The 20,391-nt window shown below is 62.3% G+C and carries 19 protein-coding genes and 1 pseudogene; 5 read left to right on the top strand and 15 right to left on the bottom strand.

What is annotated here, in order from left to right:
* Positions 1–63: 63 nt before the first annotated feature.
* Positions 64–192: pseudogene (locus tag JQ600_RS37615) on the bottom strand (IS5/IS1182 family transposase); the annotation flags it as partial.
* Between the two features lie 5 nt (positions 193–197).
* Entirely contained in the window at positions 198–440 is a 243-nt protein-coding gene (locus tag JQ600_RS22095) for a transposase (protein ID WP_212385878.1), read from the bottom strand.
* A gap of 911 nt (positions 441–1,351) precedes the next feature.
* Here JQ600_RS22095 and JQ600_RS22090 point away from each other — a divergent pair.
* The gene (locus JQ600_RS22090) at positions 1,352–2,536 is read left to right on the top strand and encodes an adenylate/guanylate cyclase domain-containing protein (RefSeq protein ID WP_212385879.1); all 1,185 of its coding nucleotides are present in this window, start codon (positions 1,352–1,354) and stop codon (positions 2,534–2,536) included.
* A gap of 19 nt (positions 2,537–2,555) precedes the next feature.
* Here JQ600_RS22090 and clpS read toward each other — a convergent pair whose 3' ends face one another.
* Together clpS and JQ600_RS22080 are read right to left on the bottom strand one after the other, a co-directional pair.
* Positions 2,556–2,861: an ATP-dependent Clp protease adapter ClpS gene (gene clpS, locus JQ600_RS22085; protein ID WP_211999152.1), complete on the bottom strand. Its 306-nt coding sequence runs from the start codon at positions 2,859–2,861 to the stop codon at positions 2,556–2,558.
* Between the two features lie 106 nt (positions 2,862–2,967).
* Positions 2,968–4,284: an SEL1-like repeat protein gene (locus JQ600_RS22080; RefSeq protein WP_212385880.1), complete on the bottom strand. Its 1,317-nt coding sequence runs from the start codon at positions 4,282–4,284 to the stop codon at positions 2,968–2,970.
* Positions 4,285–4,542: 258 nt separating this feature from the next.
* Between JQ600_RS22080 and JQ600_RS22075 the strand changes: the two genes are divergently transcribed.
* Entirely contained in the window at positions 4,543–5,424 is an 882-nt protein-coding gene (locus JQ600_RS22075) for a DUF1194 domain-containing protein (protein WP_212263196.1), read from the top strand.
* Between the two features lie 16 nt (positions 5,425–5,440).
* On the opposite strand, the gene JQ600_RS22070 is transcribed toward JQ600_RS22075, so the two are convergent.
* From JQ600_RS22070 to JQ600_RS22030, 9 genes are all read right to left on the bottom strand, one after another.
* Complete coding sequence (locus tag JQ600_RS22070) at positions 5,441–6,691, bottom strand: methyltransferase (RefSeq protein WP_212385881.1); 1,251 nt, start codon at positions 6,689–6,691, stop codon at positions 5,441–5,443.
* Positions 6,684–7,415 (bottom strand): TlyA family RNA methyltransferase, encoded by a 732-nt coding sequence (locus JQ600_RS22065; protein ID WP_212386000.1) that lies wholly within the window; start codon positions 7,413–7,415, stop codon positions 6,684–6,686. The genes JQ600_RS22070 and JQ600_RS22065 overlap by 8 nt, the downstream gene beginning before the upstream one ends.
* 26 nt (positions 7,416–7,441) lie before the next feature.
* Positions 7,442–8,005, bottom strand: a complete 564-nt coding sequence (locus tag JQ600_RS22060) for a nucleoside 2-deoxyribosyltransferase (RefSeq protein ID WP_212386001.1) — start codon at positions 8,003–8,005, stop codon at positions 7,442–7,444.
* Positions 8,006–8,104: 99 nt separating this feature from the next.
* Entirely contained in the window at positions 8,105–10,051 is a 1,947-nt protein-coding gene (gene dxs / locus JQ600_RS22055; protein WP_212385882.1) for a 1-deoxy-D-xylulose-5-phosphate synthase, read from the bottom strand.
* 331 nt (positions 10,052–10,382) lie between these two features.
* Positions 10,383–11,681, bottom strand: a complete 1,299-nt coding sequence (locus JQ600_RS22050) for a hypothetical protein (RefSeq protein ID WP_212385883.1) — start codon at positions 11,679–11,681, stop codon at positions 10,383–10,385.
* Between the two features lie 143 nt (positions 11,682–11,824).
* Positions 11,825–12,076, bottom strand: coding sequence for an exodeoxyribonuclease VII small subunit (locus JQ600_RS22045; protein ID WP_065730974.1), 252 nt, complete (start codon positions 12,074–12,076; stop codon positions 11,825–11,827).
* Between the two features lie 78 nt (positions 12,077–12,154).
* Entirely contained in the window at positions 12,155–13,081 is a 927-nt protein-coding gene (locus JQ600_RS22040) for a histone deacetylase family protein (RefSeq protein ID WP_212263191.1), read from the bottom strand.
* Positions 13,082–13,183: 102 nt separating this feature from the next.
* The gene (locus JQ600_RS22035; RefSeq protein WP_212385884.1) at positions 13,184–14,848 is read right to left on the bottom strand and encodes a bifunctional UDP-sugar hydrolase/5'-nucleotidase; all 1,665 of its coding nucleotides are present in this window, start codon (positions 14,846–14,848) and stop codon (positions 13,184–13,186) included.
* 175 nt (positions 14,849–15,023) lie between these two features.
* Positions 15,024–15,785 (bottom strand): crotonase/enoyl-CoA hydratase family protein, encoded by a 762-nt coding sequence (locus JQ600_RS22030; RefSeq protein WP_212385885.1) that lies wholly within the window; start codon positions 15,783–15,785, stop codon positions 15,024–15,026.
* Between the two features lie 121 nt (positions 15,786–15,906).
* On the opposite strand from JQ600_RS22030, the gene JQ600_RS22025 reads away from it, so the two are divergent.
* The 3 genes from JQ600_RS22025 (at position 15,907) to JQ600_RS22015 (ending at position 18,564) form a co-directional block, all read left to right on the top strand.
* Complete coding sequence (locus JQ600_RS22025; protein ID WP_212385886.1) at positions 15,907–16,860, top strand: ring-cleaving dioxygenase; 954 nt, start codon at positions 15,907–15,909, stop codon at positions 16,858–16,860.
* Positions 16,861–17,657: 797 nt separating this feature from the next.
* On the top strand, positions 17,658–18,356 hold the full coding sequence (locus tag JQ600_RS22020; RefSeq protein WP_212490093.1) for a hypothetical protein: 699 nt from the start codon (positions 17,658–17,660) through the stop codon (positions 18,354–18,356).
* Positions 18,357–18,375: 19 nt separating this feature from the next.
* Positions 18,376–18,564 (top strand): hypothetical protein, encoded by a 189-nt coding sequence (locus JQ600_RS22015; protein WP_212385888.1) that lies wholly within the window; start codon positions 18,376–18,378, stop codon positions 18,562–18,564.
* A gap of 288 nt (positions 18,565–18,852) precedes the next feature.
* On the opposite strand, the gene JQ600_RS22010 is transcribed toward JQ600_RS22015, so the two are convergent.
* The gene (locus JQ600_RS22010; protein WP_212385889.1) at positions 18,853–19,569 is read right to left on the bottom strand and encodes a type 1 glutamine amidotransferase; all 717 of its coding nucleotides are present in this window, start codon (positions 19,567–19,569) and stop codon (positions 18,853–18,855) included.
* A 428-nt stretch (positions 19,570–19,997) separates the two neighbouring features.
* Positions 19,998–20,312, bottom strand: a complete 315-nt coding sequence (locus JQ600_RS22005) for an EthD family reductase (protein ID WP_212263185.1) — start codon at positions 20,310–20,312, stop codon at positions 19,998–20,000.
* Positions 20,313–20,391: the final 79 nt, after the last annotated feature.

Raw genomic sequence — 20,391 nt, 5'->3', positions numbered from 1 at the left:
CCCGTCGTCATCCGGGTGCCGACACGCCCGCCATGTTATCCCAAAAGCGGAAACCGCGCACGACTAAAGCCAGAATGCCACGGCGGCAACGAGGCACAGGGCTGAGAAGTAGTTCCGAGCGAGTTTGTCGTAGCGCGTTGCGATGCGCCTGAAGTCCTTGAGCCTGCAGTAGCAGCGCTCGATGACGTTGCGATCCTTTAGGCTAGCTTGTCGTGACGTATGCGTTTCTTCCGATTTGACCGGCCTGGGATCACCGGTTTGATGCCGTCCCTGCGCAGTGACTTGCGGAACGAGTTGCTGTCATAAGCCTTGTCACCGAGCAACTCGGCGATGCCGTCGAGCAGACTGACACATGCCGGCCCGACTGTGCAGTCGGCGGTGTTGCCAGGCGTGAGAATCAAGACCGTAGGGCGGATTGAGCGGAAGGCGTAATCCGCCATCCAGGTTATCGTCAGGCGCTCATCTTCGCTAGAATCTCCGCTGGTCGATCGCGTGACGATCATTCGACATAGAGCGTTTGATGCACAGACCCAGTTTGCGATGTAGCCAGGGCGGCGGATTACGCCTTCCGCCTTCGCTCTCCGAGCTACGGCGGACAAGTCGGCTCCAATCCGCCCTGCAAACGTCGCTGCGTCGCCTCGCATGCAAGCGTAATCTTGAGGACTGCGTGCGACATATCAACCCGACGGGCAAATCAGTTCTGATTTACGGAAATCGTGTCAAGTCCAAAATTTCTGTAAATCAAAAATATTTTGCTTCCCGTGGACCCAAATCACCGGCACATTCTCAGCCATCCCGTCCCACTCAGAGGGGCGTCGGCCGTCGTCATGACGAGGGGCGGGGATGCGGTGGACGTTGATGTTGCGATTGACGGTCGCAGCAAAGGCGTACGGCGAAAGCGTGTGGTCCTGGCGCCCGTAACGGCGTCAAGTCTTTCGGGAGCTAACGCTTCCGAGGGGCGACGGTGGCAATAGAGGCCGTCTCACCGGGGAGAGCGCGTCATAAGCCGTAAAGCCACTGCGCAGGGAATGTCGGATGTTCTCCGCTGCCCTGTATGCTCGTGTGCAGCTTTCTTAGCACAATCGCACACGAGATCGCGGGTGCAGCGCGCATCCGGCATTCCCTGCGCCCTCTGTTTTTGGAGGGTAAGGAATTCGATAGCAAGCCTCGGGCAGATCAGGCCGCGAGAATGCCAAGTCTTGTCTGGAAGTGTCTTGTCTGGAAGTGTCTTGTCTGAAGGATTTTGGTCCCTTGACGATTAAATCAGAAATCGCGCGAAGCCCTCATCGATCCCGGGGGTTGCGATATCAGCCTTGACGCGCGCCGAACTTGCGCGACAAATGCCCGCGCCATGAACGCTTCCGAATTGCACCAAATCACCAACTGGCTAATCGACGGCGCAAGGTCCGTGGTCAACTCGCCGCGGCTGATGGCTGAAGTCTGCGAGCGGCTGGTGGAGGCCGGACTGCCGCTCTGGCGCGTCGGCTTCTTCGTTCGAACCCTGCATCCCGATATCTTCGGCCGCAACTTCATCTGGCGGCTCGGCGCGGAGGTCGAGTTCGGAACGGTCGATTTCAAGATTCTCGACTCGCCGGTTTTTCACAACAGTCCCCTGATCCATGTGTTTCAGCAGGGGCTGGAGGTTCGCGCCCGTGTCGATGACCCACAGAGCAGGCGCTTTCCGATCGTCGAGGACATGCGCGCCGAAGGCGTCACGGATTATATCGCGCTGCCGCTGTTGTTCACGGACGGTGCGGTGCACGCGTCGAGCTGGACCACAAAGCAACCGGGGGGCTTCACCGAAGAACAGTTGTCCGCTTTGCGACAAATAACAACGCCGCTGGCGCGGGTGATCGAGATCATCAGTTTGCGCCGTACGGCGTCGAGCCTGCTCGATACCTATGTCGGCAATCGCGCCGGTGAACGGATTCTGGGCGGACAGATTCGCCGTGGTCATACCGAATCGATGAATGCCGCGATCTGGCTGTCCGATCTGCGCGGCTTCACCGCACTGTCCGACCGGCTGCCGTCCGAGACCGTCGTCGACATCCTCAACCAGTATTTTGACTGCCAGGTCGCTGCGATCCGATCCCATGGCGGCGAGGTCCTGAAGTATATGGGCGACGGATTGCTGGCCGTGTTTCCGATCGACGAATATGTCGGTGACGAACAGCAGGTTTGTTCGCGCGTGCTTGAAGCAGCCCGTGAGTCCCGAGCCAACGTCACGGAATTGCAGTATCCGATCGGCGACGCCATCGAACGTTTTCGTTTCGGTGTCGCCCTGCATGTCGGGCGAATTCTCTACGGCAATATCGGCGGCGGCAACCGGCTCGACTTCACCTGCATCGGTCCTGCTGTGAACCTCGCCGCGCGGCTGGAAAAGATCGCGAGCCGCCTGCAGCGCACGGTGGTGGCATCGGAAGGTTTCGCCGGCATCTGCCGGGGAGGGTGGAGCGACCTTGGCGAGTTTCCGATTGCCGGCTTCTCGAAGGCGGAGCGCGTCTTTGGCCTGGCCGACGAAACGTCGGCGGCCTAGCCGCGGTCAACCTGTCCCGCTATTCCTCGGGCTCGGTGGTGAACAGCAGCGGATAGCCCTTGGCGCGGCCGGCGTCGGTAGCGCGGGTCGCCTTGGTCTCGGCTACGTCCTTGGTGAACACCGCGACCACGCACACCCCGCGGCGGTGCGCGGTGATCATGACCTTGTGGGCCTGATCCTCGGTCATGCGGAATTCGGCCTTCAGCACCGTAACCACGAATTCGCGCGGGGTGTAATCGTCGTTGACGAGAATGACCTTGTGCAGGCGAGGCCGTTCGGTCTTGGTTTTGACCTTTGTTTTTGGCTTGGCGACGGTATCGATCATTCCTGTGGCGGGCTCCGAAGCGGCGAAAGCGTTTTCAAGCGAAGTGGATACCGGTTCGCGTAAAGAAAACGCGTCAAAAAATGAGAACGCTCCGACGGGCGCGCTGTTAGCCGGCGCGGCAATCCGCGAGGCGCTGCGTCATGCTCTGATCGCCGCGGCTGACGGCCGTCTCGATCAGTTTACAGGCTCCGGGCCGGTCCTGAAACTGGGCGTTTTTCGACAGTTTCAGATCGATCAGCGCGGTCATCGCGCCGGGTTCGTCGAGTTCCGCGGCTTCGGTCGCGTAATAGAGCAGATGCTTGGGATTCTTGATCCGGACCTCGGGATTGCCGGCGAGGATCCGTACCACCTCGGTGCGCGCGTCAAGGTCCCACACGCCGGCCTGGTCGAGCAGGTTTGCCGCCTGCTGGACGTCGCGGGGCACCACTTTGCCTGCGAGATAGAGCCGTCCCAGCACGTCCTTGACGCCTGTCGTGTCGGTGCGTGCCGTGAGCAAAGCGAGGGCGCGCTTGGGGTCGGCGGGGCCGCCTTCACCGGCGATCAGCATCTCGGCCAGCGGTGGCGGCGCGCCGCCGGCATCGGGCCGCAGGGACTCTTCGAGCAGCGTTCGCGCGCGAACCGGGTCGTCCTTGCGGATGGCGATCGCCAACTCCCGCTTGGCGCCGAACACGCCCGCCGTTGCCATTCGCTCGAGGATGTCGATGCCGCGGGCGCGTTCGTCCGGCCGGTCCGACGTCACCAGCAATCGGCCGAGCAGCGCCAGAAGGTCTTCCTTGCGGGCGTCCTTCGCCGGGTTGGCGACCGCGCGCTCGGCCCAATACCGCGCGGCAACCGGATCGCGTTTCACCGTCGAACCCCGGTTGAGCAGGATCGCCAGCATCTGCGTGGAAAAGGGATGTCCGAGTTCGGCTGCCTTGTGCAGCGCCTGATCGGCCTCGGCGCGCGTCACCATCGGCACCTTGTCGAGGTCGCCGCGGTCCCAGGATTTGTGATGCTCATAGAGTTCGTAATAGGCCTCGGCGTTGCCTTGTGCGGCGGCCTCGCGCAGCAGGGCCAGCGCCTCGACCTTCCTTGCGTAGGGCATCGATCGCGCCACCGCGACCTTGAAATGGGTATTTTCGGGCTGATTGACGAATGCCAGGGTGCAGCTTTCGCTCCGCAAGGTCCAGCGGCGGCGCAGCGCCTCGTCGCTCATGTAGCCCTTGGGATTCTCGGAAAGGCGCAGACAGAGTTCGCCGGCATTGGCCGAATTCAGCGCTGGTTCCGCTTGCGCAGCCTCGGGCTGCGCCGCGCCCGACAATTTCGGTGGCAGCACCAGCGCCGCCGCGACGGCGAGCGTGGAAAACAGCAGGACCGACGGCACGACCGCGCGCGGCGACATTCGCCGGCGCGCAATTTCGGGACGTTTCGGGGGTATGCCCATGTCCATGCCATCCGCGGCCTGGTCGCCGCACGCCCCTTCTGTCGCGGTGAATGCTGAATTTGTTCAAATCGGACATCACAGCATTGCTCCGCTCCGTGGCTGATCCGTCAAAACGCCATCGCGAATCGAGGCGCGGCAACGCTTGCCTCGAATCGAGGCAGTGGAGAGCTAACCCAAATGTGAAGGACAGATGATATCTGCCCTTTGCGCGGCGCAATTTGCGTGTCACCATTGTCACCAGTCGACGGGAGGGCAGCGATGCGCTGGTATGTCTCGATCGGAGCTGTGCTTGTGGCAGGCGTACTTGCCGGTGGCGACGTCGCGGGGGTCGCCGCGCCGGGCACAAGGAGCCAACTTGGCCATCCACCTGGCTTTGCACCGAGCCGTCAATTGGCGGACAAGGGTGCCACACCGACCGTCGATGTCGAACTGGTTCTTGCCGTCGACGTCTCCTATTCGATGGACATGGATGAGCTGGCGATCCAGCGCGAGGGTTACGCCCAGGCGATCGTCTCGAAGGAGTTCCTGCAGGCGCTGAAGAGCGGCCCGCACGGCAAGATCTCGGTGACGTATTTCGAGTGGGCGGCTTCCACAGACCAGAAGATCATCATTCCGTGGCGATTGATCGATGGTCCGGAAACGGCGGATGCCGTTGCCAACGAGATCATGAAAACCCCGATCCGCCGGGCGTCGCGCACCTCGATATCGGGTGCGATCAATTTCGCGATGCCGCTGTTCGACGAGAATCCGCATCGCGGGTTGCGGCGCGTGATCGATATTTCCGGCGACGGTCCGAACAACAACGGCGGTCCCGTCGTCGTCGCCCGCGATGCTGCGCTGGAAAAGGGGGTCGTCATCAATGGTCTGCCGATCATGGTGAAGGAGCCGTCTTACTCGACCATGGATATCGACAATCTGGATGCCTACTACGAGGATTGCGTGATCGGTGGTCCCGGCTCGTTCGTGGTGACGATCAAGGAGCGCGAGAAATTCAAGGAAGCGATCCGGACCAAATTATTGCTCGAAATCGCGGGCCGCACGCCGGAACGCCCGGTGGTGCCGGTTGCAGCCAAGGAGAAGGAGCCGCGGGTCAATTGCCTGATCGGTGAGAAGATCTGGCAGGACCGCTGGGGGCGGTAGGTTCCCGGCTGCTGGTTCAGCGCTTGCGCACGAAGCGCGCCACCAGTTCGATATGCGGCGTGTGACGAAACTGGTCGACCGGGGTCACGCCCTCGATCGTATAGCCGCCGTCGATCAGGATTTTGGCGTCGCGGGCGAAGGTGGTGACGTTGCAGGACACCGCTACCACTGTCGGGATTTTGCTCGCCGCGAGTTGCGTCACCTGGGCCTGCGCGCCCTGCCGCGGCGGATCGAACACGATCGCATCGTAATCGCGCAGCTCCTGCGGCATCAGCGGCCGGCGGAACAGATCGCGCGCCTCGGCCTTGACCGGCTTCAGGCCCGACGTCGATGTCGCGGCCTTCTGCAAGGCTGCCACCGCATTTGCGTCGCTGTCGAAGGCGGCAATCCGCGATTTGGTGGCGAGGCGCAGCGCGAACGGGCCGACACCGCAAAACAGGTCGGCGATATGCTTGGCGCGCTTGCAGTGGTTGGTGACCAATGCTGCGAGCGCTTCTTCGCCGGCCACGGTCGCCTGCAGGAACGATCCGGGCGGCAGGGCTACCTGGGCGGCACCGATGCTGACGACCGGCGGCGTTCGCATCAGCACCAGCTCACCATGGCGCGTCAGCCGCGCCAGTTTGTGCCGCTCGGCGACATCAGACAATTTTGCGATCAGCGCTGTCGCGAGCGCGCCGGAGCCACGTACGTCGACATCGAGGCCGCTGCTGGTGGCCGTGATCTGAATGTCGAGCGGCTTTCCAACCGAGATCAGCGGTTCAGCGATCGCCCAGGCGGCCTCAAGCGCGCCGTCCAGATGCGGGTCGAGGATCGGGCAACGGTCGATCGGGATGATGTCGTGCGAGCCGGCCGCCGCAAAGCCGACCTTGAGCACTTCATGCGTACCCATCCGCGCGTGCAGGGTGATGCGGCGTCGGCCAAGGCCATGGGCGTCGATCAGGGGCGCGACGTCGCAAGCAATCCCGGCCTGCGCCAGCGTCGTGACCACGATTTCCCGTTTCCAGGCGCGATAGTGCTCGGCGTCCCAATGCTGGATGGCGCAGCCGCCGCAGACGCCGAAATGCGGACAGAAGGGGGCTATGCGCTCCGCGCTGGCGCGTTCGACCTTGATCAGCCGCCGGCGATCGGGATGACCCGGCACGTGCTCGACCTCGACCGTTTCGGCGCCGAGCGCGTAGGGCACGTAGACGCTGATGCCGCCCGCCGTGACGACGCCGTCACCGCGATGGCCAACATGGTCGATTACAAGGTGTTCGGCTTCAGCCACGGCGCGCACCGAGGAAGAATTCGATGTTGCCGTCGCCGCCGGTGATCGAGGATGGAAATATCTGGATGTCGGTGCAGCCCTGCGAGGTGGCGAATGCCGCGATGTCGTCGCAAATTTCCTGATGCACCATCGCATTGCGGATGATGCCGCGCTTGGAGTGCTTTCGTGCCGCCTCGAACTGCGGCTTGATCAACGCCAGCAGATGCATGGGGGCGGCCGCCAGCGACAGCGCCACCGGCAGCACGGCTTTCAGCGAGATGAAGCTGACGTCGATCACGACGATGTCGGGTCGTGCGGGCAGGCGCTTGCCTTCGAAGGCACGGATGTCGGTCGCTTCCATCGACACGATCCTGGGGTGGCCCTGCAGTGAAGGATGCAACTGGCCGTGGCCGACATCGATCGCGAACACGAGGCTGGCGCCGTTCGCGAGCAACACCTCGGTGAAGCCGCCGGTCGATGCGCCGACGTCGAGGCAGACATGGTCTTCGATTTCGATCGGATATTGTTCCAGCGCGCCCGCCAGCTTGACGCCGCCGCGCGAAACATAGGGATGCGCGGGTTGCGCGGCGAGATTCGCGTCAGCGGCGATCAGGTCGGACGCCTTTGCGACTGGTTTGCCGTCGGCCGTTACGCCGCCGGCCTCGATCGCGGCGCGGGCGCGAGCCCGGCTTTCGAACAGGCCGCGTTCGACCAGCAGCACGTCCGCGCGCTTGCGGGAAGCAATCTTGTTGTCGTGCGTGTCAGCCAATTTCAGCTCGATTTGCCTTTGACGTGATCCACCGCCAAGCCGACGCAGGCCTCGAACGCGGTGAGGTCGTGCCAGATATCCGCAGATAGCTGACGCGGTGTCACCAGCGGGCAACCGTGCAGATCGAGCGCGTGAATCATCATGAGATTATCCGGCCAGCCGAAATCTTCCACGGTAAGCCCCTCCGGGTCGACGAGCCGCCCGTCGGCAGATGTCGTCACGTCGCAAATTCGCGCGACGCGATCGCGATAGGCAGTCGGGTCGTTGCTGTAGGCGAGACAGAACTTGCCGCGGCCCGCCGCATAGCCAAGTTCATAGACCGTACCGGCGTCGGCACTTGGGCCCCGAAATGGCGTCAAATTGGCAATAATGGCATCCGCCGCATCCATCATCGCTTCATTGCCCTTGAAGATCGTAAGCGACGCCGAACTGGCCGACAGGTCGACGATATTGTCGAGCGGGTAAAGCCCGGTCAGGCCATGGCGTGCGCAGATTTCGGCCTTGCGCCGTCCGATCTCGATCGCGTCTGGCAGGAATACATCGGGGCCTGCCAGATAGATCTTCATGGGATCACCGGTCATTTCAGACGCGTTTTCTTGACGCGACCCGGTTCCCACCCCGGATCAAATCCGGGGCAGGCTTTCGCCCGAAAACGCCATGCAATCTCAGGCGAGCTTGACCGTCTCGGCCTTGTAATCCTTGCCGAGCGCCTCGAACACCTTGGCCACGATGCCCTTGGCGTCGAGGCCGGCATAGGCATACATCGCGTTCGGCGAGTCATGGTCAATGAACTCGTCGGGGAGGATCATCGCGCGCATCCGCAGTCCGCCGTCGAGCATACCGTTGTCGGACAACGTCTGCATGACGTGCGAGCCGAAGCCGCCGATCGAGCCTTCCTCGATCGTGAGCAGCACTTCGTGTTCGCGCGCCAGCTTCAGCACCAGATCGACGTCCAGCGGCTTCATGAAGCGGGCGTCGGCAATCGTGGTGGAAAGGCCGTGGGCCGCGAGTTCGTCGGCGGCCTTTTCGCATTCGGCCATGCGCGTGCCGAACGACAACAACGCGATTTTGCTGCCCTGGCGGACGACGCGGCCCTTGCCGATTTCGAGGGGAATGCCGACTTCGGGCATCTCGACGCCGCGGCCTTCGCCGCGGGGATAGCGCACCGCGCTCGGACGGTCATTGATCGCAACCTGCGTCGCGACCATGTGAACCAGTTCGGCTTCATCGGAGGCGGCCATGATCACGAAGTTCGGCAGACAGCCCAGATAGGCATTGTCGAACGAGCCGGCATGGGTGGCGCCGTCGGCGCCAACGAGACCGGCGCGATCGATCGCGAAACGAACCGGCAGGCTCTGGATCGCCACGTCGTGGACCACCTGGTCATAGCCGCGCTGCAGGAAGGTCGAGTAGATCGCGCAGAACGGCTTGTAACCTTCGGTGGCGAGGCCGGCCGCGAACGTCACCGCGTGCTGCTCGGCGATACCGACGTCGAAAGTGCGGTTGGGGAAGGCCTTGTTGAAGATATCGACGCCGGTGCCCGACGGCATCGCCGCAGTGATGGCGACGATCTTGTCGTCCTTCTCGGCTTCCTTGACGAGGCTCTGGCCGAATACGTTCTGGTAGGCGGGCGCGTTCGGCTTGGCCTTGGCCTGCGCGCCGGTGGCAACGTCGAACTTGACGACGGCGTGGTATTTGTCGGCGGAGGCTTCGGCCGGGCCATAGCCCTTGCCTTTCTGCGTCACGACATGAACCAGGATCGGGCCGGTCTCCATGTCGCGGACGTTCTTCAGCACCGGTAGCAGATGGTCGAGGTTGTGACCGTCAATCGGGCCGACATAGTAGAAGCCGAGTTCCTCGAACAGCGTGCCGCCGTCCATCATGAAGCCGCGGGAATACTCCTCGACGCGGTTGGCGCGGTTGGCGATGATCTTCGGCAGGCGCTTGTTGATCTGCTTTGCCGCCTCGCGCAGCGTACGGTAGGTCTTGCCCGAGTAGAGCCGCGACAGATACGCGCTCATCGCTCCAACCGGGGGCGCAATCGACATGTCATTGTCGTTGAGGATGACGATCAGGCGCGAGTTCATGGCGCCCGCATTGTTCATCGCCTCATAGGCCATGCCCGCAGACATCGAGCCGTCACCGATCACGGCGATAATGTTGTTCTTGCCGCCGGAGAGGTCGCGCGCCACGGCCATGCCGAGGCCGGCCGAAATCGAGGTCGAGGAGTGCGCGGCGCCGAACGGATCGTAGTCGCTCTCGCTGCGCTTGGTGAAGCCGGACAGACCGCCGGCGGTGCGCAGCGTGCGGATGCGATCACGGCGGCCGGTGAGGATCTTGTGCGGATAGGCTTGGTGGCCGACGTCCCAGATCAGACGGTCGCGGGGCGTATCGAAGACGTAATGGATGGCGGTGGTCAGTTCGACGACGCCGAGGCCGGCGCCAAAGTGACCGCCGGTTACCGAAACCGCGTCGATGGTTTCCTGGCGAAGCTCGTCGGCAACCTGCTGGACCTGCTCGATCTTGAGCTTGCGAAGGTCATCGGGCGTGCGGATGGTATCGAGAAGAGGCGTCTTACTAAATTCGGTCACAGCGATATTCCAATTTTGCATGTCGGAGCGAATGGTCCGACGCGAGATGGGTTGCGCGTTAACCGCGCAGCGAAAATCCAGACCCCGGGTGCCATCTCGGCAGGCCGATTTCTGATTTGAAAGCCAAGATACACTCCGGATCGAGCCATGTGATCTACATCACGCTGGTCCGTTTAACCCTTACCGGTCAGTTTTCTTCAGCCATTTGAAGAACTTGCTTTCCGTCGGCAATGACCGGCAGACCCGCTCTCCACAGCCCATAGAATTGCAAGCTTTACACCAAAGCGGCGGCCAAAGCCAACCCGCTGCTAGGTCAGGGTTCCCGGCCGTTTGGTTCAAAAACCTCGATTTTTTAACCGCTCCGGCGGGCGGAAGGTTCCATGCCGCCTAAATCGTCGGCATCCAGCGCGCCGGTCTTGGCGGATTCGATCCGTTTCCAGGCCCATTCGCGCGCGGCCGGGTCGCCGGTTGCAACCGCCAGCGCGGCATCCGGAACGGCCATGCGCGCGCTCAGGGGGATCGGTCCGCAGACGATCATGAAGAAATCGTAGGCGTCGGGCTGCTCGTTGGCCATCACGAACTGGAAATGGACCTTGAAGAACTGCCAGCGGAAGGTCTCGTAATTGTCGGCCCTGACGATGTCGCGGAAACGCACCGCCACGACGGTGGGATTGCGCCTGATGTTCCCGACCTCGATGCCGTGGCTCTTGATCGGATCGAACTGGTAGAAGTTCATCACGTCCTTGCGTGCCTGGCAGTCGATCCAGTCGATCGACGGCTCGACGGCGAGCTGGCGCAGATGCTCGCGGAAATCCTTCGCCGCCGCGTGGAAGCCGATGATGGGTAAATTGCCGCCGATCGTCAGCAGCACGATGCGCGGACCGTGACGCCCCAGTGCGGGATCGAGCTTAAGCGCACGCGCCAGCATTTCGGTGCCCAGGAATGATCCGGAACTGTGGCCGACAACGATGATCTCTTCGGCGTCACTTGAATGCGCCACATTGACGAGGTGCTGCGCGAAGCGGTCGAGGCGCTGGTCCCAGTCGGGGCGGGCGCGGTGCGCAAAGTCCCAGGTCCAGATCCAGTCGGACAGCAGATAGAGCACGTAAGTGCTGTTTTCGGTGTATTTCAGCACGGTGCCGAGCAGCGCCACGAATATCGCGACAGAAGCGGCAATGCTGAACGGCGCCGGGATACCCAGCGCGTCGAGGCCCTTCATGAATACGAAGGCGATACTGGCCGAGCCCAGGGCTTCCAGCAGCAGCACGAAATGCGGGTAGGTGATGAAGGCCGCGAAACGCCAGTTCGCACGTGTGAAGCGCGCGAGCGTGCCGTTGAACACCAGCCGCCAGTAGATCCAGACCGCGTTGAGGACTGTGCGCCAGATCGGCGAGGCGAGGTCGCGCTGGATGAAGTCTTCGAAGCGCAGGAAGTCGTAGCTGGTACGGGTCTGCCAGTCGTCTGCCTTGGTCTCGATGGTCCAGGACGCCATCTCGTCGTCGGCTGCAACCTTGGGCCGGCTGATGGTGGCGGAAAGCTGGTACAGCCGGCCGAATTTCCGCAGTTCGGTACGGAACATGCGGTAGTACTGCGCCAATCCGCGCGGATCGTACCCCTGTATGTAGATGATATGGCGGTGCTGAACGCGCACGAACTGTCCCCGGGTGCTGGCCGGACTATATCAGGCCGTTTTGCGCGCCAAGAACTAATTCGGCGGCTAATTAGGTAGCTAATTCGGTCGCTATTTCGGGCCCTTGCGGGATGGCAGGTGTCAAATTCGCCTAATGTTCTCGATTATTGAACATCGAGCGGCTCGGTGCCCGTCACCTGTCCGCTGGCGTCGGTGGTGATCTTGTCGACGCGGGCCTCGGCCTGCCGCAGCAGTTCCTCGCAGCGCCGCTTCAGGGCCTCGCCGCGCTCGTAGATCGCAACCGATTCCTCAAGCGGCACCTTGCCGTCCTCGAGCCGCTTGACGATCGATTCAAGTTCCTCGATCGCGCGCTCGAAGCTCAGCTTTTTGACGTCCACTTGGGTGTTTTCAGCCATATTGTGTTCCCGGATGCGCAGATCAAATCGTGATGCGCAGAATCAAGCGAAGTTTTGCGGGCGTATTGTGGCGGGGATTTACGTGCCCATCAATGCGGTGACATGGGATGCGACCGACTCTTTCAGCCCCTGCAGGTCGTAGCCGCCCTCCAGCACCGAGACCACCCGGCCACCGGCGCTGCTGTCCGCGACATCCATCAGCTTGCGCGTGACCCAGCCGAAATCCTCCGCCTTCACGTTGAGCGAGGCCAGGGGATCGCGGAAATGCGCGTCGAAGCCGGCCGAGATGATGATGAGTTCGGGGCTGAATTTCTGCAGCTGCGGCAGGATCAGGTTTTCGAACGCCATGCGGAACTTGACGCTGCCGTCCTCCGACGCCAGCGGCGCGTTGACGATGGTGTCGTGCTCGCCGCGCTCGCCGGAGGCACCGGTGCCGGGAAACAGCGGCATCTGGTGCGTCGAGCAATACATCACGGTCGGATCGGACCAGAAAATATCCTGCGTGCCGTTGCCGTGATGGACGTCGAAATCGACCACCGCCGCGCGCGCGATGCCGTATTTGCGCTGGGCATGGCGTGCGGCGATTGCGGCATTGTCGAAGAAGCAGAAGCCCATCGGCTTGCTCACTTCAGCATGATGGCCGGGCGGGCGGACTGCGACGAACGCGTTGTGATGGGCGCCGGACATGACCGCGTCGGTCGCGGCCACCGCGCCGCCGACGCCGCGCATGACGGCTTCCCAGGTGCCCGGCGACATCGAGGTGTCGCCGTCGATATAGATCAGGCCGCTGGTGGGCGCGATGTGGCGGAGCTCGCCGACATAATGCTCGCCATGGCACAGCGTCACGGAATCGAGACTGCCTTCCGGCGCTTCGCCGCGCGCCAGCGCCTTGAAGCGATCCTCGCCGAGCACCTCGGCGACCGCGCGCAGCCGGTCGGGACGCTCGGGATGTCCCGGCGGCGTCAGATGGTCGAGACAGGCGGAATGCGTCAGTAACAGCGTCATGCGAAATCCTGGCGTGCGGGCGGGCCGCGAACGCACAATCTAGGCGCTCGGCGGCCGCTCGGAAAGGGGCCATGGTTCCACCCCGCGCGGCGGTGGGCTGGCTCAGTTGATTCGGGCGATGCGATTGACGGCACCGGGGGCGACCGGACTGTTGGCCAGGAAATAGCTGTTCAACGCGTCGATGTCGTAGACGCCGATTCGCGGGGCGGTTCCTTGCGTCAGGATCGTAAAGCCGTCGCCGCCGACGGCGAGGAAATTGTTGACGGTCACGCGATAGTTCCCGGCGGGTTCGATCGGCGCGCCGTTCAGCGCCATCCGCTCAGGGAGAATGCGCTCGCCGTCCGGCCTGGTGTTGTCCCAGGCGTAGCTGAAGCCCTTCGAGACCTGCAGGATCCGCGGCCGTTTTGGATCGAACCATTGCTGCTCCAGCATGTCCTTGATCTGCTTTCCGGTCAGCGTCAGCGTCACCAGTTGATTGCGGAACGGCTGGCTCGCGAACAGATCGGCATAGGTCACCGCGCCATCTTCCTTGCGCGTGATGTCGATGCGCACGCCGCCGGGATTAGTGAACGCCATCACCGCGCCGCCGTTCGCAGGCGCGCTGGTCGCCGCCAGCTGCGCGTCGGCGATGACATCGCCGAGCGGGCTCTCGCCGGCATTGTTGGGCACGCGCGACAGCGTTTCCGTGATCGAGCCCGCCGGACGGTTGGCTATCGGCGCTGCCACCCGGTCATAGGCTTCGATCAGTGCGGTCTGCTCAGGATTCCTGGCGTAGGTCTCGGTGCGGACGATGGTGTTGTTGGCCCTGGCACTGACGATGTCGCGGCTGACGGGATCGAGCTTGACGTCGATGGCGGTAACGATGGTGCCGTATTTGTCGCCTGACGTGACCAGCCTGCCGTCGATCTCGCAGACATAAGCCTGATGGGTGTGGCCGGAGACGACGATGTCGACCGCTCGGTCGAACTTCCTGACGATATCGACGATCGGGCCTGATATGCCCGGGCACTCATTGTAGTCGCCGGTCGGCAGGCCGCCTTCATGGATCAGCACCACGATGGCCTCGACGCCGCGCGCCTTCAGTTCGGGGATCAGCGCATTCACCGTCTCGGCCTCGTCGCGGAATTCGAGGCCGGCGGCGCTCTCCGGCGAGATGACGTTGGGCGTGCCCTTCAGGGTCAGGCCGATGAAGGCCACCGGAATGCCCTCGAACGTTTTGATTTCATAGGCGGGAAGCACGGTTTTTCCGGTCGCCTTCTCGAAGGTGCTGGCGGCGAGATAGCGGAATTTCGCGCCGAGGAAGGGATGCGGTCCCTGGCACTTGTCGATGGGATGGCAGCCGCCGTTCTGCATGCGCAGCAATTCGGCCTTGCCCTCGTCGAACTCGTGATTGCCGACCGAGGAAATATCCAGCCCCATCATCGACAGCGCCTCGATGGTGGGCTCGTCATGGAACATCGCCGACAGGAACGGACTGGCGCCGATCAGATCGCCGGCCGCGACGAAAATCGAGTTCTTGTGGCCGTCGCGCAATTCCTTGACCAATGTTGCCATGTGTTCGGCGCCGCCGGCGGCGACGAAGGTCTTTTTGGTCTTGTCCTCGGGATCGGCGATCCGGATCCCGAGCTGCGGCGGCCGGAGATAGCCGTGAAAATCATTGATCGCGAGGATGCGCAGATCGATGGGGGCGGGGGTCTGGGCGTGCGATGATGTGGCAAGCGCGGCCGTGATCGCCAAGGCAAGAATAGGATTGAAGAGAATTCTCATGGCACCGTCATTGCCTGCAACAAACGCGATGCGTTTGTACAAGGGAGCGTAGCGACGAAGCAATCCATTCTTTCTTCATGCGGCGCGATGGATTGCTTCCGCCTTCGCTCGTTGAGCTACGGCGGACAAGTCGCTGCGCTCGCAATGACGGCGGGTGAGTATCACGCCTTGCCGGCTACCCCTTCTTGCGTTCCATGAAGGCCTTGAACGCTGATATCGCTTCCTTGGAGCGCATCCGTTCGCCGAACAGATGGCCTTCCTGGTCGATCCGGCGGGTCAGGTCTTCCGGCGGCAGTTTTAGCAGCTTGCGCGAGATCGCCACCGCTTCGGCCGGCAGCGCGCAGATTTCGCGCGCCACCTTGCGCGCTTCGGCCTCGGTATGCCCCGGCGCCACCACCACGTTGACGAAGCCGGCGGCGTGCGCATCGTCGGCGGTGAATTTGCGTCCCATCACCAGCATCGCGAATGCGCGCTGGTGGCCCATGGCGCGCGGCAACAACAGGCTGGAGGCGCCCTCCGGCACCAGCCCGAGATTGATGAACGGCGTCGAGAACGTTGCGGTATTGCTGGCGAGCACGTGGTCGCAATGGAACAGCATGGTGGTGCCGATGCCGATCGCGATGCCGTCGACGGCGGCGATGATCGGCTTGGTGTTGTGCGCCAGCGAATACAGAAACTTTGCGGCGTTGGAGGCGCGCGGCACATCGGCATTGGAGGTGCCGTCTTTCAGGAAATCCTCCAGGTCGTTGCCGGCGGTGAACACGCCGGAGCCGCCGGTGATGATGATGCAGCGGATGGCCGGATTGTCCTGCGCCTTGTCGATCGCATCGCTCATCGCGCGATACATGTCCTGGGTGATCGCGTTCTTCTTTTCGGGCCGCCGCATCGTGATCACGCGCGTCGCGTCTTCGTCAGACACTATGAGGTGTTCGGTCATGGAAATTGTCCCTGAACAGGCCGGCGACAGGGCCGCTGGCGAATAATCACACTATATCCTACATGATCCCGCAGAAGACCCAAATCGCCGCACCTGTTTTTCTCGCGATAAGGATGATGCCATGCAGCTTACCGGAATTCACCATTTGACCGCGATCTCGGCGAAGCCGCGCGACAATCTGGCCTTCTACACCGGCCTGCTCGGCATGCGGCTGGTCAAGAAGACGGTCAACCAGGACGACGTCAGCGCCTACCATCTGTTCTATGCCGACGGCAAAGCCAATCCCGGCACGGACCTTACCTTCTTCGATTTTCCGGCGGCGCCGGAGCGGCGCGGCACCAATTCGATCTCGCGCACCGGCCTGCGGGTCGCCGGTGAAAAGACGCTCGGGTTCTGGCGCGACCGCCTGAAGGCGGCGGGCGGCGTGACCGGGGATGTGATCGAAGTAGACGGCCGGCTGACGCTGCCGTTCGAGGATGGCGAAGGGCAGCGCCTGGTATTGATCGATGACGGCGGGGCGGGCGCTTCCTCGCCCTGGGAGCGCAGTACGGTTCCGGCGGAGCATCAGATCCGCGGCCTCGGCCCGATCGTGCTCACCGTGCACGATCTGCCCCGCACCGCGTTCGTGCTGACCGAGGTCATGAACATGCGCCGCGTGCGCGACTACGCCGCGCACGGCGCGCAAATTCACGTGTTCGCGATGGGCGAGGCAAAGGACGAGCGCAATCCCGCCGCCGAACTGCATGTACTCGAGGACAAGGCGTCGCCGATGGCGCGCCAAGGCGCGGGCGGCGTGCACCACGTCGCGTTCCGCACGCCCGACGAGACGCAGTATCACGCCTGGACGCAGCGGCTGACGGATTTGCGGGTGCCCAACAGCGGTGAGGTCGACCGGTTTTATTTTCGCAGCCTTTATTTTCGCGAGCCCAACGGCATCCTGTTCGAGATCGCAACCGACGGCCCCGGCTTTGCGACCGACGAGCCGATGGAGACGCTCGGCGAGAGGCTGGCGCTGCCGCCGTTCCTCGAACCGCGCCGCGCGGCGATCGAGGCGGGGCTGAAGCCGATCGGGTAGGGTGGTTTTCGGGGACGGTGTTTCAACCATCGTCGTCCCGGCGAAGGCCGGGACCCATACCGCGTGATCTCTCGGTGAAGTTACGGTAACAGAGACCATTCGCAAAACTTCTTCCTGTGGCTATGGGTCCCGGCCTTCGCCGGGACGACGCGGATATAGTTTCGCGTTCCCGCGACGCATTGCGCCCGAGCTATTGAAAATTCTTCACCCTCTCAATTCAGAGGGCGCAGGGAATGCCGGATGCGCGCTGCACCCGCGGTCTCATGTGCGATTGTGCATAAGAATGCTGCACATGAGCATACAGGGCAGCGGAGAACATCCGACATTCCCTGCGCAATGGCTTTACGGCTTATAACGCGCTCTCCCCGGTGAGACGGCCTCTATTGCCACCGTCGCCCCTCGGAAGCGTCAGCTCCCGAAAGACTTGACGCCGTTACGGGCGCCAGGACCACACGCTTTCGCCGTACGCTTCAGCTGCGACCGTCAATCGCAACGTCAGCGTCCACCGCGACCCGCCCCTCGTCATGACGACGGCCGACGCCCCTCTGAGTGGGACGGGATGGGCAAGGATATGCACCTGATTTGTCCTTTTGGAAAAGCGAAATATTTTTTATTTCGGGGCTTGACATAATTTCCGTAAATCGGAAGTGATTTGCCCGTCGGGCAAAGTGGGTAGTCGAAAGTCTACCGACAGGAACCGATATTCGATACGATTTGAATCAAGCCTCTCATTAGTCGGAAAGAGAGCTTCGCCTATGAATCGGCCAATGCGGTGGAGCCCCGAAGAAGGTCGACGCTTGGAGCAACGGAAGAAGCGGCGGGATTTGCAGGACAGAAAGCCTGCTGTCATCGACAGGCTGGAACTATGGTCCTCGACAAGCCGAAACATTGACGGGCTTTGGGTGGGAACGATGGAAGGCAGGCCTCACTCCGGCTTGCGCCGTATCGAGGAAGCGCTCCAGCTGATCAAGAACCATGCTCCTCTACACCACGCCCGCGTCATCAATAATTTGCAGCGAATATGGGTGCGGTTACTGCCAGGTGATATTGCACACTACGAGCGGTCGCTGAAGGCGTGCGTGTTTGACGAGCGCTATCTCCTCCAGGAAGCAACGACGATCGAATGGATCGCATCGACGATTGTCCATGAGGCAACCCATGCAAGGCTGGAGCAGTGGGGCGTCATGTACGAGGAGAAGAAGCGCGTCCGGATTGAAGCGATTTGCATTCGCAGAGAACGCAACTTCATTGCCAAACTGCCGCAAGGCGAGGCGTTGCAGGAGGAAGTTGCACGCAGATTGGAATGGTGTGCAGTCGACCATGACCACTATTCCGATGCGAGCTTTGCGCAACGCGAGGCCGAGGGGCAGATGGAAATGTTGCGCTATCTGGGAGCGCCCGACTGGGTCTTCGGGTTCGCGATGAAGCTGCGGGCAGTGCGTCTTTGGGCTTACCACGTCGTTGGACGAGTTCGGCGGCTGGCGCAGGATGGGTGATGCGATAGCGAGGTCAAGTATGAGCAAGGTTGGGTTACCAGTTGAATCCCTCATCCTGGAGCGTCTGGCGGAGGGCGGCTGGCGTGTGACGGAGCGTCGCGCCGACATTGCGGACATTCCGATCGCGGATTTTGTGTCGCTGCGGGACGCTGAGGAATGGGTCAATTGGAAACAGGGGCTTCCTAAGTTGAACCCATATGCCCAATAGCGCGTCCAACGATGCGGTAATCCTCACCAAGCGAAGCCCATAGGTCTTGGGTCTGGTGGGTTTCGCGGCGCTCTACGGGCACGAAATATGCGTCGTGTGAGTGCCTGGTGCAAAACGAGGCGGAGGACGATGATGCCGAACTGGTTGGGACCCCTGCTGGCGTTGTGCGCGCTGGTGGGATTTATCGCCTTCGCCGTTCGTCAGGGGACGAAGGTGAAGCCGAATGCAGACGGCAATCCCGACAACTCGGTGGGCGGTCCTGGTGGGGATACATAGCACCACAATCGATCACGCTGTGCGCGGCCTCGCCAGAAAACGCGCGATGGCGCGGCCGAGGTCGGGGCTGTCGAGCGGCTGCTCGAGCGAAGCCTTGGCCGCCGTGACCAGCGGTTCGGGAGCGTTGTTCTGACCGGCTTTTTCGCAACAGACATGCGCAAAGGCCGTGGTGAATTCGGGATGCGGCTGCACCGATAGCGTTACGCCGTTCGCATAGAGAAGGCCCGCGTGCGGCGTAAACGGCGAATGAAATATGGTTGTTGCCCCCGTGGGCGGCGCGATGACCTGGTCCTGATGCGAGGCGGGAATGGCTAGCCTATCGCCTTCGATCACGCCGTTGCCGGGCACGACGTCATAGACGTGGCGCCCGATGCCCCAGCCCTTTTCCGATTTGCGCACCGTTCCGCCGAGCGCCTGCGCGATCAATTGATGGCCGAAGCAGATTCCGGCCATTGGAACTCTCGCCTCATATGCCGCGCGTACAAAGCGCTCGAGCGGTGCGATCCAGTCGAGATCGTCGTAGACACCGGCTGGCGATCCCGTGAGCAGAATGGCTTCGAGGCTGGCGGGATCGGGCAGCGCTTCGCCGTCAGCAAGCCGGACCGTCGCAAAGCTCGCCGAGGCATCCGCCTCGCCAAGCAGCCGTTCGAACATCTGCGGAAAGGAGCCGTGCCGCGCGCGATTGGCAGGCGAAATGACGCCGGTTTCAATGATCGTGATTTTCGGCATGAAAGTTTTCCAGGGCACCACAACATAAAAGGACCTCAGCTCCTTGGGGAAAGAGCTGAGGCCCGACGCGGCTTCTTGGGGTTCGCGGCCAGGTTTTTTACAGGGGGGGCGATGTCCGGCAGCGTTTGAAAATGATGTCGAGATTTCGGGGGTTCCGCAACAAACATCGTGGAACGATACCGCTTCTTTGGGGGTAGTCCGAATTGGCTTTACCATCGCGCGCTTCAAGACTTGACCAGGCGAAATTCAGGTTAATGCTTAGGGTGGGTTGCCGGCGGGTCCGTGCAAAGCGCGGCCCGGAGACAAACTCCGCGTAACCCACCGCTGTTCGTATTCGCGTCGGCGGTGGGTTACGGCTTACGCCTTCTCTCTGCGAGCTGCGGCGGACAAGTCACCTGACCCACCCTACGCAAGCTGCGCAGCCGCCGTCAGCCGACGACGACTTCGCTGATCTGCATGACCGGGGCGATGTCGGTGTAGTTCTTGATGTCGCCCATGATCTCCTTGGCGTGAGGCCCAAAGCCGGCCTGGAAGGCCTCGACCGAGTCGGCGAAGATGTGACACATCCCGACATAGGTCGCGGGCGCACCGGGCGCGCCACCCGCAAGGCCCTTGTCCACCGTGTAGGACTTGCAGGCATCGCCCATGCGCGCCTTCAGGAGCGGCATGTGTTTGTCGCGGTAATAATCGTGGTCGAAGCGCGCCCCCGGCGTGTTTGGATACATAACGCTTACCTTGATCATGGCGTGCTCCTCGTTTGATACTCGCCGGTTGATTTCCGGCACAGGCCCAAACTGTGCGTCAGTTTTGCCGATCCCGCAA

The sequence above is a fragment of the Bradyrhizobium sp. AUGA SZCCT0176 genome (genome assembly GCF_018130145.1).
Classification (GTDB): domain Bacteria; phylum Pseudomonadota; class Alphaproteobacteria; order Rhizobiales; family Xanthobacteraceae; genus Bradyrhizobium.
This window is presented reverse-complemented; position numbering and strand designations above follow the sequence as displayed.